14 protein-coding genes and 1 pseudogene are annotated in these 14,130 nt (G+C 40.3%); 5 read left to right on the plus strand and 10 right to left on the minus strand.

All coding sequences use genetic code 11. The features are described from left to right. Positions 1-20: 20 nt before the first annotated feature. The 9 genes from M1B78_RS11575 to M1B78_RS11615 form a co-directional block, all read right to left on the minus strand. Complete coding sequence (locus tag M1B78_RS11575; protein ID WP_257940737.1) at positions 21-1,016, minus strand: NAD-dependent epimerase/dehydratase family protein; 996 nt, start codon at positions 1,014-1,016, stop codon at positions 21-23. Between the two features lie 121 nt (positions 1,017-1,137). Then, positions 1,138-1,968: a glycosyltransferase gene (locus tag M1B78_RS11580; RefSeq protein ID WP_022400683.1), complete on the minus strand. Its 831-nt coding sequence runs from the start codon at positions 1,966-1,968 to the stop codon at positions 1,138-1,140. A gap of 38 nt (positions 1,969-2,006) precedes the next feature. Further along, positions 2,007-3,197 carry a glycosyltransferase family 4 protein gene (locus M1B78_RS11585; RefSeq protein WP_009038568.1) on the minus strand — a complete coding sequence of 397 codons (1,191 nt, stop codon included), beginning with the start codon at positions 3,195-3,197 and terminating at the stop codon, positions 2,007-2,009. Between the two features lie 13 nt (positions 3,198-3,210). Further along, complete coding sequence (locus tag M1B78_RS11590) at positions 3,211-4,047, minus strand: LicD family protein (protein WP_009038569.1); 837 nt, start codon at positions 4,045-4,047, stop codon at positions 3,211-3,213. After that, on the minus strand, positions 4,047-5,297 hold the full coding sequence (locus M1B78_RS11595; RefSeq protein WP_034529821.1) for an oligosaccharide flippase family protein: 1,251 nt from the start codon (positions 5,295-5,297) through the stop codon (positions 4,047-4,049). Before M1B78_RS11595 ends, M1B78_RS11590 begins: the two co-directional genes overlap by 1 nt. Before the next feature lie 19 nt (positions 5,298-5,316). After that, the gene (locus M1B78_RS11600) at positions 5,317-6,291 is read right to left on the minus strand and encodes a hypothetical protein (RefSeq protein WP_193712574.1); all 975 of its coding nucleotides are present in this window, start codon (positions 6,289-6,291) and stop codon (positions 5,317-5,319) included. A gap of 22 nt (positions 6,292-6,313) precedes the next feature. Then, entirely contained in the window at positions 6,314-7,390 is a 1,077-nt protein-coding gene (locus M1B78_RS11605; protein WP_005829445.1) for an EpsG family protein, read from the minus strand. Positions 7,391-7,434: 44 nt separating this feature from the next. Then, positions 7,435-8,775: a Gfo/Idh/MocA family oxidoreductase gene (locus tag M1B78_RS11610; protein WP_257931703.1), complete on the minus strand. Its 1,341-nt coding sequence runs from the start codon at positions 8,773-8,775 to the stop codon at positions 7,435-7,437. Between the two features lie 4 nt (positions 8,776-8,779). After that, entirely contained in the window at positions 8,780-9,859 is a 1,080-nt protein-coding gene (locus M1B78_RS11615) for a pyridoxal-phosphate-dependent aminotransferase family protein (RefSeq protein ID WP_022400688.1), read from the minus strand. A 468-nt stretch (positions 9,860-10,327) separates the two neighbouring features. Here M1B78_RS11615 and M1B78_RS11620 point away from each other — a divergent pair, with 468 nt between their 5' ends. Next, positions 10,328-10,960 carry a BT4734/BF3469 family protein gene (locus tag M1B78_RS11620; protein ID WP_257940738.1) on the plus strand — a complete coding sequence of 211 codons (633 nt, stop codon included), beginning with the start codon at positions 10,328-10,330 and terminating at the stop codon, positions 10,958-10,960. A gap of 51 nt (positions 10,961-11,011) precedes the next feature. Further along, positions 11,012-12,787, plus strand: a complete 1,776-nt coding sequence (locus M1B78_RS11625; RefSeq protein ID WP_257940739.1) for a DUF3987 domain-containing protein — start codon at positions 11,012-11,014, stop codon at positions 12,785-12,787. Positions 12,788-12,911: 124 nt separating this feature from the next. Here the strand turns inward: M1B78_RS11625 and M1B78_RS11630 are convergent, their stop codons facing one another. After that, positions 12,912-13,130, minus strand: coding sequence for a DUF4248 domain-containing protein (locus M1B78_RS11630; protein WP_005829478.1), 219 nt, complete (start codon positions 13,128-13,130; stop codon positions 12,912-12,914). 208 nt (positions 13,131-13,338) lie between these two features. Between M1B78_RS11630 and M1B78_RS11635 the strand changes: the two genes are divergently transcribed. The 3 genes and pseudogenes from M1B78_RS11635 to M1B78_RS18775 all read left to right on the plus strand — a co-directional run. After that, positions 13,339-13,824: a DNA-binding protein gene (locus M1B78_RS11635; RefSeq protein ID WP_136011356.1), complete on the plus strand. Its 486-nt coding sequence runs from the start codon at positions 13,339-13,341 to the stop codon at positions 13,822-13,824. 46 nt (positions 13,825-13,870) lie between these two features. Continuing rightward, positions 13,871-13,978 carry a smalltalk protein gene (locus M1B78_RS11640; RefSeq protein WP_257940740.1) on the plus strand — a complete coding sequence of 36 codons (108 nt, stop codon included), beginning with the start codon at positions 13,871-13,873 and terminating at the stop codon, positions 13,976-13,978. A gap of 2 nt (positions 13,979-13,980) precedes the next feature. Continuing rightward, positions 13,981-14,073: pseudogene (locus M1B78_RS18775) on the plus strand (N-acetylmuramoyl-L-alanine amidase); the annotation flags it as partial. Positions 14,074-14,130: the final 57 nt, after the last annotated feature.

Genomic DNA, 14,130 nt, shown 5'->3' on the forward strand with positions numbered 1-14,130 from the left:
AGTATTTTCCTCTTTAATTTTTAATTGTTTACTTTTATATTTGAGAACGATTTTATCGTTCTCACTATCCCCTCCTCTGCCCTCACCGGCATTCTGTCAATTCCCAGGGCAGCCTTTATCTTCGCATTGCTCACCACATAATTCTCTGTCAACTTGCGCAGACGCTCTGCATTCAAAGGCAAATGGAGCAGAGTCCCAAGCCGGGCACAGAATTCCATCAGTCCTCTGTTTATCTTCCAGATATGCGGCTTACGCTCCAAAGCCCGACACATCAAAGTTATCAGTTCATTTGTGGACAAGGCCTCGTCATCTCCCATGTGGTAGATACCACTCGCCACCTCCTTGGTCAAAAGACCTTCCACCACGTAGCAGAGATTGTCTATTGAAGTAAAAGACCTTCTGTTCTCAAAAGCCCCTAAAGGCCAGGGAATGCCTTTCCTCACCACATTATAAAGAAGATTCAGATTGCCTTTGTTGCCGGGACCATGAATCATGCAAGGACGCAGGATATAGACCTTTTTGTCATCATACAGATTAGCTTTCAATTCTCCATTTTCAACTTTCAACTTGCTAAGGATGTAATTCTCGGCAGCTATCTTACTTTCCCCATAAGGCCCTACCGGAGCAGGCACCACATCTTCGGTCAGCATATCACCCACCACACTGTCGGCAGCGGCTTTCACAGAACTGAAGAATACGAACTTCTTCGCAGACGATTCCAGAAAAAAATCAAATATCTTTTGGGTCAATCCCGTATTAATATCAAAATAGGATTGGGCTGCGGACCGGTTTTTCGTATCATGGGCTTTACCAGCCAGATGAATAATGGCATCGAATTCAGGAAGATTCCGCATCGGAAAAGAAGCCGGTTCAATATCCTTCCAGAAAAAAGTCTTTACCACCCCCTCCTTTTCAGGAGCGACAATATCCAGCCCGTAAAGGCTATGACGTTCCTTTAGGGCAACAACAAGATTGGAGCCCACAAAGCCGTGGATTCCAGTGATTAATATGTTCATGGAATTATTCTATAAAATATACTGACCAGAAACGTGATTACCAGTTAGGGACAAAGCCTTTACCGAGGACAAAGGTAGGTCATTTATTACTTGCCAGAAATAGCATATAAGATATTCCTATTTACTCTCTCATTTTACGGGGATTCATGCGATTCATCAGCCCTTGAAAATAAACATTTAAAGGATATGGCAATAAAGAACGGACAAAGGGTATACAAACTCCAATATATGCAATGAAAGACAAATGAAGTCTTCTACAGCCACGTAAACCTATTTTCATTCTATGCCACCCTACTTCTATACTGTTTTTTCTCACACTGTCAGCAAAGAAGCGATAATGCAACAATGGTTCCGAAATATTGGCAAAATGCAATCCTTTTTCTGCACACCTGAACCATAAATCATAATCATCCTGACGCGGACCGGCATCAGGTTTATACCCACCTACTGATAAGATTGCATTTTTTCGATACATCACAGTAGGATGATTCAAGGGACAAGTCCAGACCAGACGAACAATATCCTCATGCGAAACAGGAACCTTTATAACCTCTTCAAGATTATTTCCACATTCGTCAATTTTAGTCGCATAGGCCCCCACAATATCTATCGTAGGATGTGATTGCAAAAAAAGAACTTGTTTCTCAAAACGAGATGGATAGCAAATATCATCTGTATCCATACGAGCCACAAACTCATAGCTACAATGCTTTAAGCCTATATTAAGTGCCTTGCTTAATCCTAAATTATTAGGCAAAGGAATAATTTTAAGCAAATTAGTATCGTAAGAAGATAGAACTTTTTCTAATTCAACAGTGAGAGGTCCATCCTTAATCAATATGATTTCAGAAGGAGGAAGCGTTTGGTTCAGTACACTATCAAGTGCAGACTTCAAATAAATCGGCCTTTCTTTATAATAGACCGAAATCAATACAGAATAGTTAGGTGACATTTATATAAGATGAATTATTTAAGAATCCATAGCTATTCTCAAGCCTTCTGCCATAATTTCGCATAAGATAATATCATAGCCTTTTGAGAAAATTTTTCTTCATAAATAATTCTTGACTTTTTCCCCATTTTTACAAAATCAGGTCTGTCAATCAATATCTTTTCAAACAACTCAGAGAGTTGTTGTTCATCTACATCTACCAAATAGCCTGAAATACCTTCAACAATCATTTCTGGAATACCTGCTATACGAGTAGATATAATGGGCAAACCACAACGCATAGCTTCAATAATTGATATTGGCAATCCTTCGTCTTTAGAAAACAAAATAAAAGCATCCGAGTTAGTCAAATAGTCATTTACTTGGTTTGAGTTGCCCACAAAATAAATATCAGCAGAAAGTGTAGCTGCTACTTTTTCCAAAATATTACGCGAAGGACCATCTCCGACAAAAGTCATGGAAAAAGATTTTTGTTGTTCAGAGGTCAATTTAGATAATGCATGAAGTATGCCTATTTGATTTTTACGATTACACAATGTTCCTACGCATACTAACCTAGTCTGATTGGTTGAAGATATACACTTACTTCCACCTTCAATATCAGGGATGCCATTATAGACAAATGAAGTCTTTTGCGAAGATATGTGGGGGTAAAGATGACAAAAATTCCAACGTGGGAAATCGGCTACAAAATTTACTTTATCCACTCTATTCAGTACAACATCCTCTATCCTACGTTTCATAATACCAAAAAAACAAGAACGAAACAAAGGGTAATACTCTTCATACATTGACCATAAAGAGCCATTACTATGCAGTGTCAAATACACAGATTTTTTGTTTTTTCTTTTACGCTTCAAATAGTAATAACAAGCAAACAAGTCTTGGAAATGAATAATATCCGGCAATTCATCATTGGGTATTTCATCGAAGGCTTCTACTATCCGTTTGGAATATCGTAATCCAGAAAAATAAATCATAGCATACGTCATGAGATGGCTATATTTAGCATATCTCATTAACTTGTTTTTTAGTGACGCTTTCCTCTTGATTTTATCATTGTTAGAAAAATTTCTTACTTCACCATGTACATCGTCAAGTGTGAAAGTTGATAGTCCGATTCCCTGATTCGCAAAATCATTGATGCAACTTCTTAACCCAAAGACAAACTGTGCAGCCCCATTAGGTGCTTTTATCCATCCGGGGAAAATAATCGTTACTTTTTTCATTATACTCCTATTTTCATTCATTCCATTCTAAACTTTCTTTGTGATTACAGCGTGTAAAAGGTTCTATTCCATTATTATGACTGACTCGTTTGTTAAGAGGAGGCAATTGCATATAATCGCCAAAATATTCGCGCAAATAAGTATCATAATTACATGGGATATTAAACATCTCTCCTTCAAACTCGTGACGTTTCAAAGGGAAAAGAACATCTTTGGATAAAAGCTTATACTCATTTATTTCCATGGCCCAAGCCAAGCTATCGGCTTCCTCCATTGTTTCAGCATGGAAAAAGTCATTGAGCCAATTATAAAGAGGAATATGTGAATATCTAATAAAACGTTTCATCAAATACCCCACTGTACGTTGCAAAAAAGCTCCATGTCTTACTACTGAATAATTGGTATCGTGAAGAAATAATTTCAGATGCGATTGCCACCATGAATGTTTTACATAATCAAAAGGGAAAATATCTAAAAATATACCTTTATGACATTTCAATCGTTCATACATTGGCTCATGAAAAGTACTGTATTTATCACGTAATTTCGCAAAAAACATGGGATAATCAGAATCTGTTTCTCTGGTTTGCAGGTAGATATCATCGCGTAATTCAGTTTTTGCAACTTCTAAAAAACGATAATAATCATTACGCAACATCGCTACATCAATATCATCGTCCCAAGGAATAAATCCACCATGGCGAATAGCTCCTAACAAAGTTCCTCCATCAAGCCAATAAGGAATATCATATTTTGTACAAATGCGATCTAACTCTCTAAGTAATTTAAGCATAACAAGCCTGGCTTGCTCATTCACATTCTTACCTTTTTCACGGTCATCTTTCAGCATTATCTTAATATTTTAAATTTTCTAATGTAATATGCTCTTGCCACTAATAATGAAATATTAGTTATAAGCTGTATAATCAAAATTGATAAAAGATTGGTATGCAAGTTGAAAATAAATACAAATAACATGCATGCAACGTAAACCCCCAAAGAGCACCACATGGTTATGTTAAATGCTTTAAAATAGCCAGCTGCAACCAAGATGGGACTACCTTGCAAATAAATGATAGAATTGGTAACTATCAGCGGAGAAAGAATATATACTATTTCAACAGAGGGTTCCATCAACCCTTTGCCCAGAAGTTCAACTCCCCAAGGTGCCAGCAGCACACACAGCCCCCATATCAGTATAGCAACCCAAAAAGATATTGCCATAACCTTACGCATTAATCGAAAATTACGTTCAGATGCCACTTTAGGATAGAGAACTTGATTAAGAATCATTATAGGAAAAGAACCTAAACGAACTATCTTATTAGCTAAGTCATAATATGCCACTTCCTGCATACCAATAAAATTACCAAGCAAAATAGCATTGCTTCGTTCTATTATCATATCAGCAATACGTGAATAAAAAATGGAAGTAGAGCGTTTGAAACGATACACCACATTGCGCATTTTTACCCCTATCAGCCTAACCTTATATTTCTCAAACATCACATACAATCCATAAGCAGTGCCAAACAAGCTACCAAGACTGAACAAAATAGGATAATACAGATAGTCGGCTTTCGAATGAATGAATACAACCATCAATATCACAAAAACAAGTTTACAAATCAACTGAAAATAGGTAACATACTTCAGTTCTTGTATTCCTTGAAAAAACCAACCCGGGAATAATACAGAAGCTATGCAATGTCCTGAAAAAAGGATATAAAGCATTTTCATCTTTACATCAAATAACATTAATGCTCCCACTAATAGCAACAGCAAAAACATACAAAATATAAAGCGAATGTAAAGCACCGATGATACAATCTCATTCAATCTGTGCTTGACATGTTGATATTGGGCTACATCTTTCACCGCAGAGATATCAAATCCCCACGCAGCCACCATTTCAATATATGTAATTACCGTAAACGAAAATACAATGTAGCCATATAATTCATCACCCAGTTTACTAATAATGTAAGGATAAGTAATTAATGGTAAAAACAAAGCTAATACATTAAGTATAGAAACAAAAAAATAGTTCTTTACCAAGATTTTATTTGATAATATTTTATCTATTATTATCCGTTTCAACTTTACCTATTTAAGATATTCAACATCCATTATTTATTAATAGAGCCCTCATTTCTTCCCTACTTTTAACACAATCAAATCCCCAATATTTGGAGGCAAGAAGTCGTTTATCCACTTGTGCTTGTGATGAATCTTTTTCAAAAGTTTCCCATAAATCACGCCATAAAGGATTCACTTCTTCCAAGGTTTGTACAGGATTAATTACAAGATGAGGTTTGCCGAGATATACGCAATATCCTGTATGAGTACCAATACTATTTGAACAAGTATAATCAGATAATAAGATAATCGTTTTCAGACGATTCAAGAAGTTTATATCCAACTGATGACCAGCAGTGGTCACTTTAAATCCAGCTTTATTATATAAATCACCAAAACCGTTTTTATTTTCATCTAAATAATACATATTCACAATTACAGTATCAAATCCAAGCTTCTCTTTAAGTTCTAGCAATTCATCAATCATACAATGTATTTCATATTCTAAGCCACCCTCACAGCATGTATGTGTAGGAAAGAAAAGAAGAGTTTTGCCTAATTCCTTTTTCAAGGAATTCATCTCTTCACTATTCAACATACATTCAGCATAATGTATGTAAGGGCCAATAGCAATCACGGGTTTATGTAAACTTCCAAGCCCCTTCACTCGTATGTTGCTGAAAGTCATGATACGTTTGGTCGTTTTACACCACGCGGCCATAGGCACATAATCATCTACATAAAGTCCATGTTCTATTGACCATCCAAACTTATTTACACCTGAGTATTGTTTCAAAGCATAAGCCTGACCATAAAAATTAGAATCCTTAATAGCCTCTATTGGATAATAAGGTATAGGTTTTACTAATTCCTTATAATCAAACATGCTCAATGCCTGACGACGGTTAATCTCTTTCCAAAACCGTTTCTTGTTTCTCAGGCGATAATAAGTGTTATAGAGTGACAATAAAAGGAATGATTCTTTAAGCACTCGTGAAAAGTAAGAACGAAACATTTTGCAAAATCCTTCAATTAGGTTACATTGAAAAAATCGTAGTAAAAGGTATATAATTAGCTGATTCCTTTGACACTTCTTTGTTGAACATTAAAATTCCATACAAAAGAATAACAGCTAAACACAAAAAACGCCATTTATTAACATACATCAGATTTAAAACAGATGGGAGAATAAAAATATTTGCTACATAACATGTGCTTGCTATACGTTCTGAAATAGCACCAAAAGAATTGAATAATAAAAAAAAAGTAATACCTATAAATAAGATATTATAGAGAAATATACTTTTTTTGTCTATAAGTAGAAAATAAGAAACACAAAAAAGAGTGAGATTAAAGAACATTCCTATCGTAACCCCTGTCTCATTCAAAACTCCTGAATGTCCCCCATTTAAATAAAAAAACAATCTATTGTCAGTACCTATTATAGAAGAAAGCAACGTATCAAATAGAGAAAGGAGCCAATCGGGATGAGCAGATATAATAAAAGAAAACACCAAAACACCTGCATATATATAGATGGGATATTTTCTTAAATGGATAAACAATAATGATAAGAAGCAAAGACTTAACGCATGAAACATGGCACCACAAACAAGAGAAATAAATGCTCTTTTCTTTTTACCGACAAACCACCAGGAATACCCTTTCCAAACAAAGCTCACCATCACCCCATGACGAATCAAGTTAAAATGGAAAGATAAAAAGAATAGAAATACATATAATACGACTGACAAAGGTATATTATCTGAAAAAAAAGCAATGGCTCTTTTTAGATTACAAACTATTATCAAAAAAAGAATAAATGAAAGGAGTTCAAATGGAGCACCAATAGAACGCAACAAGGAGGATAACAGCACATAACCAGGTTCCACAAAAAAATCTTCACTCGTCAATTCAAACAAAGAATGAATTCGATAATAATAATCCGTATATTCCAAGTAATCAGTTCCTACGTCATACCTAAATACTACCATTACGAAAAGTGCAAGAATATATATGAAAATAATATAAAACCCCGTTCTCTTCAATCTGCTATCCTGACTCAGAAATGTTCCTATAACACCTATCCACAATAAAAAATAATAAATCCCCATTTACTTGATTACAAATTAACTGCCCTAACTTGTCAATAACAATACTACAACTTGTACACGTTCTTCCCCAATATGTATATTTCCTGAACCTCTGCCATCATAAGGTTCTCTTCCTTCGACACCTTACTAAAGTAATAACCATCCGTTAAGATTGCGACTACAAAGTCTTTTATTTCATAACGTAAACCTTCACCTACATATGGATAAAAATACTTCTTATTATAATTTTGGTCTTCATAACGAACCTCAAAGTAATCAGTCTTCCACCATGGAGCTGGTACATACACATACCCCTTGGTTCCTGCAATAGTCAAAGAACCTTCTGTCTTAACGCCCAAGCCTACTTGAAATGAAGCAACAGCATGATCATAACGAAAAACAGCCTTAGTGAACATATCCACATCATTCTTCATCTTTGAATAAAAATTAATGTTTCGGAACTTTGTCCCCAAAAACTTAAAGATAGGCAGCAGAGGAAAACAAGCATTCTCGCTCATACTACCGCCAAAATGTTTACTGTCAAGCTTTGCTGAATTTTCGTCTGTAAGAGTGGTTACAGAAGCATTTACCTCAACGATCTCACCAATCACACCGGATTTGAGCAGAGAGAATAAGTGCCCGAAAGCAGGACAATAAGCAGTTTTGAGTGCAATCTGAAGCAATAAACCTTTTTTCTCTGCAATCGAGTAGAGTTCTTCTGCCTGCTTCTTACTAAATACAAATGGAGTTTCACAAAGAACAGGCTTTCCCGCGTTCAAAGCAGACTTTGCATATTCATAATGAGTATAGTGTGGAGATGCAATATAAACGGCATCGCAATTTTCATACAACTCTTCTAAATCACGAGCAACTATAGGAATCAAGAATTTTTCACAGAACGAAACACATTCTTCTTGATTAGGATTGTATGCAACAGAAACGGACGCACTATTCACATTTTTCGACTCTGGAACAAAACGTGAAGCAATACTGCCAGTACCAATAATGCCAATATTGACAATAGGATATTTCTGGCGAAGCAAAGTAGATGATATCCCTTGAGTACGAGGAAGATAAATCACTTTACAGAACTCGTTGAGATAGTCAAAATAGCCTTCCCAATCTGAACCGATTGCAAAAATATCCACTCCATATTTCTGTATATCATCAATCTTCTGCCCACGATATTCTTCTATCACAATCTGATCTGCAAGACCTGTGGATTTAACCGCTTCAATACGTTCCATCACGTTATTGCACGTGTTCATCTTGCCTCTCTCCAAGTCGAAACTATCTGTGGTAACACCCACAATGAGGTAATCACCTAAAGCTTTCGCACGTTTTAAGAGGTTATAATGCCCCTGATGAAACAAATCGTATGTTCCGTAAGTAATAACCTTCTTCATAACCTTAGATAAATCGCTTTTCTCTTAAATCAATAAATGCAGCAATCAGTTTGTCGTAATCCTCCTTCTGAAGATGACCAATATGACCTATACGAAAAATTGTATCCTTCATATTTCCACCATTAGGACATATCCACATTCCATACTCATCCTTCATCTTAAGGAAAATTTTAAAAGCAGATTGAGTTATGGGATGGAGCGGAGTGACAGCATTACTAAGGCTTTCACTGACAATTTCAAAAGGAAGATTATTCTCAACAAGCTTATCACGAAAATACTTAGCCAATTCTGCACAACGCGCAATCTCCACCTCCGCACCACCTGCAGATTCAATTTCTTTTAAACGGACATTAATTTGACGAAGGATACCAACAGCAGGAGTCCAAGGAGTCTGCCCTCTCTCCATATTTTTAAGAGCAAGCTTCAAATCAAGATACTGACAGCAACATTGGACCTTTTCTATACGTTTAATAGCCGAAGGAGCAAGAATCATAACTGCAATACCCGGAGCGCAAGCAAGAGCCTTCTGACTTCCAGTAATCATCACCCCTGCATCCATTGCCGCCATATCAAATGAATCGCAAAGGAAGGTAGAGATTGTATCAACAATCAAGAAACAATTATTACGTTTGCAAAAATCAGAAACAAGATTGATATCGTAATGTACCCCCGTAGAAGTTTCGTGCTTCTGCATAAGGAAAGTAGTGTAACCCTTGCTCTCATATTCAGCAAGATGTTCAGGCTTCAAAGCTCTACCATACTTAAGCTTAATTTCCGTAAAGGGAATTTTATGAAGGGTAAGCAATTCCACAAAACGCTCACCAAAGCTACCACCATTGATTACAAGAGCCTTATCCTGTGGCGTAAGGCAATTTATGATGGCAGCCTCCATACCACCAGAGCCAGAACATGTCATGAAAACAACCTTACTATCTTTAGTCGCATTAGCAAACTTCTTAACAAGACGCTCATTCTCAAGCATCATTTCTGAGAACTCTGCTGTTCTAAAATATGGCACCTGTTCGGCACCTATGGCCCGTACAGCATCAGAAGATTGCACCGGACCTACTGTAAAATTAATCATTTATATAGATTCCTTTAATTATCAGTAATAATCAACCAATCCAATCATCACTCCCCCTTCTTCCTAGCCTCCAGCCATTTCTCCACCCATTCCCCAGCCAATTTCCTGATTTCGTCATCATCCAGTTCCTCCAGTTCATCGATATAGTATCGCAGAAGAGTTTCGTATGTACTAAGTGGGGCGTTACACCCTTTTTTTTAAGTCTATGTACGTGGATGGAGAAATATGCAAATCCTTGCAAAGAGTTTCAATAGTGACTCCACTCTGTTTTCTCGTTCGCTCGATAAAAAAGCCCAATGAAGGGTGAATAAAATTTTTGCCCATTTAGATAAATTTTAAGTAATTAGATAGAATACTATGTTATATATTGTTATTATTTACTTTGTTCCTTTAAAATCTTTCTTACATGTGGGAAAGATTCAACGAAAGAGAATGAATACCTTTGAGCCAACCATTTAAACATATAATATGCCAAAATCTTTTAATATGTCGCTTTTCATGCCACCCATCTCGCCGATGAAGGACGGAGCGACCGGGAAAACCGTGAAAAGCGCCACGCTTACCCCCCTGCGTACTTTAGAACTGAACGAAGTTTACCAACTCATCACAGCCAACAAACGGCTGATCACCCTAACACAAGCCATCCGCGAAGCTGCCCTACAAGGCGATGATAACAACTGCCGGATGCTGAAACAGCAAACCTTACCCTACATCACCCCCTGCGGTGTATTCACCCGACGACGGAGCGACTGCCTGAAGCTACCCTCCGGACTGGTGGTGGTGGACGTAGACCATCTCGACTCGCCTGACGAAGCCGGACGCCTAAAGCAACTACTGTTCAAAGACCCTTACCTCGCACCGGTACTGGTGTTCATCAGCCCTACCGGACGAGGTGTAAAGGCTTTTGTACCCTGCCCTATCGGAAAAGACAGCACGGAGGCGGTGCGCTGGGCCATGAATTACGTCCACTGCATGTATGACACCGAAAATACACAACCCGGAAAAGGAGTGGACACTTCGGGGAAAGACCTCGTACGTGCCTGTTTCCTCTGCCATGACCCAAAAGCACTGCTCAGAAAAGTTGTGAACTTCGAATTATGAGTCATTGCAAATCACCGACAACAAATTACTAATTATAAATTACCAAATCCGATGGAACCACTATCTTCATTGCACCTTCTGGCCGAAGCAGTCAGAAATGCAGGAGCAGACATTGCTCCAACCTATCAAGAATATATACAACTGGCATTTGCCATTGCCACCGACTGCGGAGAAGCAGGACGGCATGATTTTTTAAGTCTGTGCAGCCTGTCGTCCAAGTACGACCGACGGGCAGCCGACAAGCTCTTCAGCAATGCCCTGAAGACCGGCCGTAACGACGTGCATCTGGGAACCGCCTTTCATTTGGCCGAGCTTTGCGGCGTGAAGATTCAGCATGAAGCCGCACCTGCCATTGGTACACTTGGTACACAAAGTTCACCCCTCTCTTCTACCTCACACACACGCGCACGCGAGGAAGAGTCCGCATCGGGCATTGAACCACTGTCTCCATTACCCACTTTCGACGAACACCTCCACTGGCCTTATCCCTTGAATCGCATCATGAGCTGCGGAACCTCCCCCGCCCAATACGATGTACTGCTACTGGGTGCCATCACCGTATTGGGTGCCAGTATGGGAAAACACGTCCGATGTTCCTACGGAGGAAAAATGATGTCCCCCTGCCTGCAAACCTTTGTAGTAGCCCTACCTGCATCCGGCAAAGGAGTGCTCTCCTTGGTACGCCTGCTTGCCGAGCCCATTCACGATGAAATACGTGGGCAGGTAGACGAAAGCATGGCATGTTACCGCCGCGAAAAAGCAAAATACGACACACTGGGCAAGGAACGTGGAAAAACGGAGACTCCCGTAATGCCTCTCAACAAGATGTTCCTCATCTCGGGCAACAACACCGGAACCGGCATCCTGCAAAACCTGATGGACTCCGACGGTACCGGACTGATATGCGAAAGCGAAGCCGACACCATCTCCACCGCCATCGGTTCGGAATACGGACACTGGAGCGACACCATGCGCAAAGCCTTCGACCACGACCGACTGTCCTACAACCGGCGCACCGACCACGAATACCGAGAGGTAAAGAAAACTTATCTTTCCGTACTTCTGTCAGGCACTCCCTCACAAGTGAAACCCCTGATTCCCACTGCTGAGAACGGGCTCTTTTCCCGCCAGGTATTCTACTACATGCCTGCCATACATCATTGGCAAAACCAGTTCGACCGCAATGACAGCAATCTTGAAGATACCTTCAAGGCTCTGGGCATGGAATGGAAGGACAAACTGAAAACCATTGTCATGAACGGAATATTCACCCTTCACCTTACGGACGGACAGAAAGATGAATTCAACCGGCTCTTCTCCCGGCTTTTCATACGCTCCGGACTGGCCAACGGAAACGAGATGTCAAGCAGCGTGGCACGTCTGGCCATCAACATCTGCCGCATCATGGAAGTGGTGGCCATGCTCCGCGCAATGGAACAAGGGGAAATCACCGCCTCGCCTTACGTGTCGCCCGACCCTCACACAGCCACAGACAATCTGAAAGACCACATTGTCAGCCGATGGAATCTCCTCATTGCTTCCGATGACTTTCATGCCGTACTCTCACTGGCCGAAAGCCTTTACCGGCATACCACCCATATCCTCTCCTTCCTGCCCAACACCGAAGTGACAAGCCGCGGCAATGCCGACCGGGATGCGCTGGTAGACAGCATGGAAGAAGAATTCACACGGGCCTCTTTCCTGCAGAAAGCCGGAGAGATGGGCATCAAATCGGAAACCGCCTCCACCTGGCTCAAACGCATGCAGAAACACGGGCTGGTGGAAAATGTAGATGGCAAGGGAAACTACCGGAAACCCAAAGTCTGACATTCACTTCGCTTCACGCACGCGTATGTGTGTGAGGCGAAAGGATGGATGAACCTCTGTACCAAGTGTACCAACCTCACCTTTACGATTCCCGACCTGACCTTTACGCCATCCAACCTCAAGTTTAAGGCTCTCCAAGTGCAGCCACTATCAGCCGCACTTGGGCAGGCGTATAAGAGCGGGAACGGGAAGAACCGCCCAAAGCGGAAAGTCCGTCACGCAAATCGGGACAAAGGTCTATCCAGTGTTTCAGTTTGCGGAAGGCAGCCTCCGGACAAAGATTGGGACAATAGATTTGGGCCAATTCGGTACGCCCGTATGTACGTATGACAAAAGAATCCATAGTTGACAGTTACGATTTATATTTCATCAAAAGTAACTATAAATCATGACATTATCAAACTTACAAGCGTAAATAACCGACTAAAACAGACCCAAACAGACGAGAACCTGCAAAAACCGACAAACGCCCGTATCCACAGCCTTATCTTTGCATCGTTGAGTTCAACACAGCAAATGTTTTTATCCTTTAACTTCTAAATTTTAATTGTATGATTCGTTACAAAAAGTATCAAGTGACGGGCGAAGACAGCCCACTGAAAGGCCTCTGGTATGCACGCCCCGTAATCGAAGAGACCTTCGACATCGAAAAACTGGCCAAGCACATGTCCAATCACAACACCCCCTATTCGAGTGGTGTCATCAAGGGAGTGCTGGCAGACATGGTGGCCTGCACCAAGGAACTGATTCTGGACGGCAAGAACGTGAAACTGGATGACCTTGCCATCTTCTCCGTAGGAATCGTCAGCAAGAAAGGGGCGCAATCCGCTGCCGACTTCTCGCTGGCCAACAACGTGAAGGGGCTGAAGCTCCGCGCCCGTGCCACCGGCGAACTGAGCAATGCCCAAATCAACCTGGATGGACAGTTGAAGGAAGCTTCCCTATATGCCGTAGGCGGGAAAGCTCCCGACGGCAGTGGTTCCGACGGCGGTTCCGGAGGGAATGACGGTGACCAGGGCGAGAATCCGTTAGGATGAGAACAATTACAAGTTACTAATTACTAATTATCAATTACCAATCGTCATGAGTGAAGACACAAAGTCAAAATCCGTGTGGGGCATTGTCCTCAAAGTAATCATCACCGTAGCCACCGCCATAGCGGGAGCTTTAGGTCTGGGCGCTTGCAAATAGTCATGCGTACGATTACCCTGCTCATTGTTCATTGCTCGGCCACGCCTCAAGGTGTGGCCCTGGGCTTTGAGGATTGTAAACGTCCTTTTTTCCGCATACAATTACTATGTCGACTGTAAAACAACCGATTACAAAGTTCTTAGTACGCGATA

The organism is Bacteroides muris (ex Fokt et al. 2023), assembly GCF_024704895.1.
GTDB classification, from domain to species: domain Bacteria; phylum Bacteroidota; class Bacteroidia; order Bacteroidales; family Bacteroidaceae; genus Bacteroides; species Bacteroides muris.

Coding starts and splice junctions, on each gene's coding strand:
- M1B78_RS11580 (WP_022400683.1), bottom strand. CDS start 1,968: ATGTCACCTAACTATTCTGTATTGATTTCGGTCTATTATAAAGAAAGG.
- M1B78_RS11605 (WP_005829445.1), bottom strand. CDS start 7,390: ATGGGGATTTATTATTTTTTATTGTGGATAGGTGTTATAGGAACATTT.
- M1B78_RS11610 (WP_257931703.1), bottom strand. CDS start 8,775: ATGAAGAAGGTTATTACTTACGGAACATACGATTTGTTTCATCAGGGG.
- M1B78_RS11635 (WP_136011356.1), top strand. CDS start 13,339: ATGATTCGTTACAAAAAGTATCAAGTGACGGGCGAAGACAGCCCACTG.
- M1B78_RS11640 (WP_257940740.1), top strand. CDS start 13,871: ATGAGTGAAGACACAAAGTCAAAATCCGTGTGGGGCATTGTCCTCAAA.
- M1B78_RS11625 (WP_257940739.1), top strand. CDS start 11,012: ATGGAACCACTATCTTCATTGCACCTTCTGGCCGAAGCAGTCAGAAAT.
- M1B78_RS11630 (WP_005829478.1), bottom strand. CDS start 13,130: ATGGATTCTTTTGTCATACGTACATACGGGCGTACCGAATTGGCCCAA.
- M1B78_RS11600 (WP_193712574.1), bottom strand. CDS start 6,291: ATGTTTCGTTCTTACTTTTCACGAGTGCTTAAAGAATCATTCCTTTTA.
- M1B78_RS11615 (WP_022400688.1), bottom strand. CDS start 9,859: ATGATTAATTTTACAGTAGGTCCGGTGCAATCTTCTGATGCTGTACGG.
- M1B78_RS11590 (WP_009038569.1), bottom strand. CDS start 4,047: ATGCTGAAAGATGACCGTGAAAAAGGTAAGAATGTGAATGAGCAAGCC.
- M1B78_RS11620 (WP_257940738.1), top strand. CDS start 10,328: ATGCCAAAATCTTTTAATATGTCGCTTTTCATGCCACCCATCTCGCCG.
- M1B78_RS11575 (WP_257940737.1), bottom strand. CDS start 1,016: ATGAACATATTAATCACTGGAATCCACGGCTTTGTGGGCTCCAATCTT.
- M1B78_RS11585 (WP_009038568.1), bottom strand. CDS start 3,197: ATGAAAAAAGTAACGATTATTTTCCCCGGATGGATAAAAGCACCTAAT.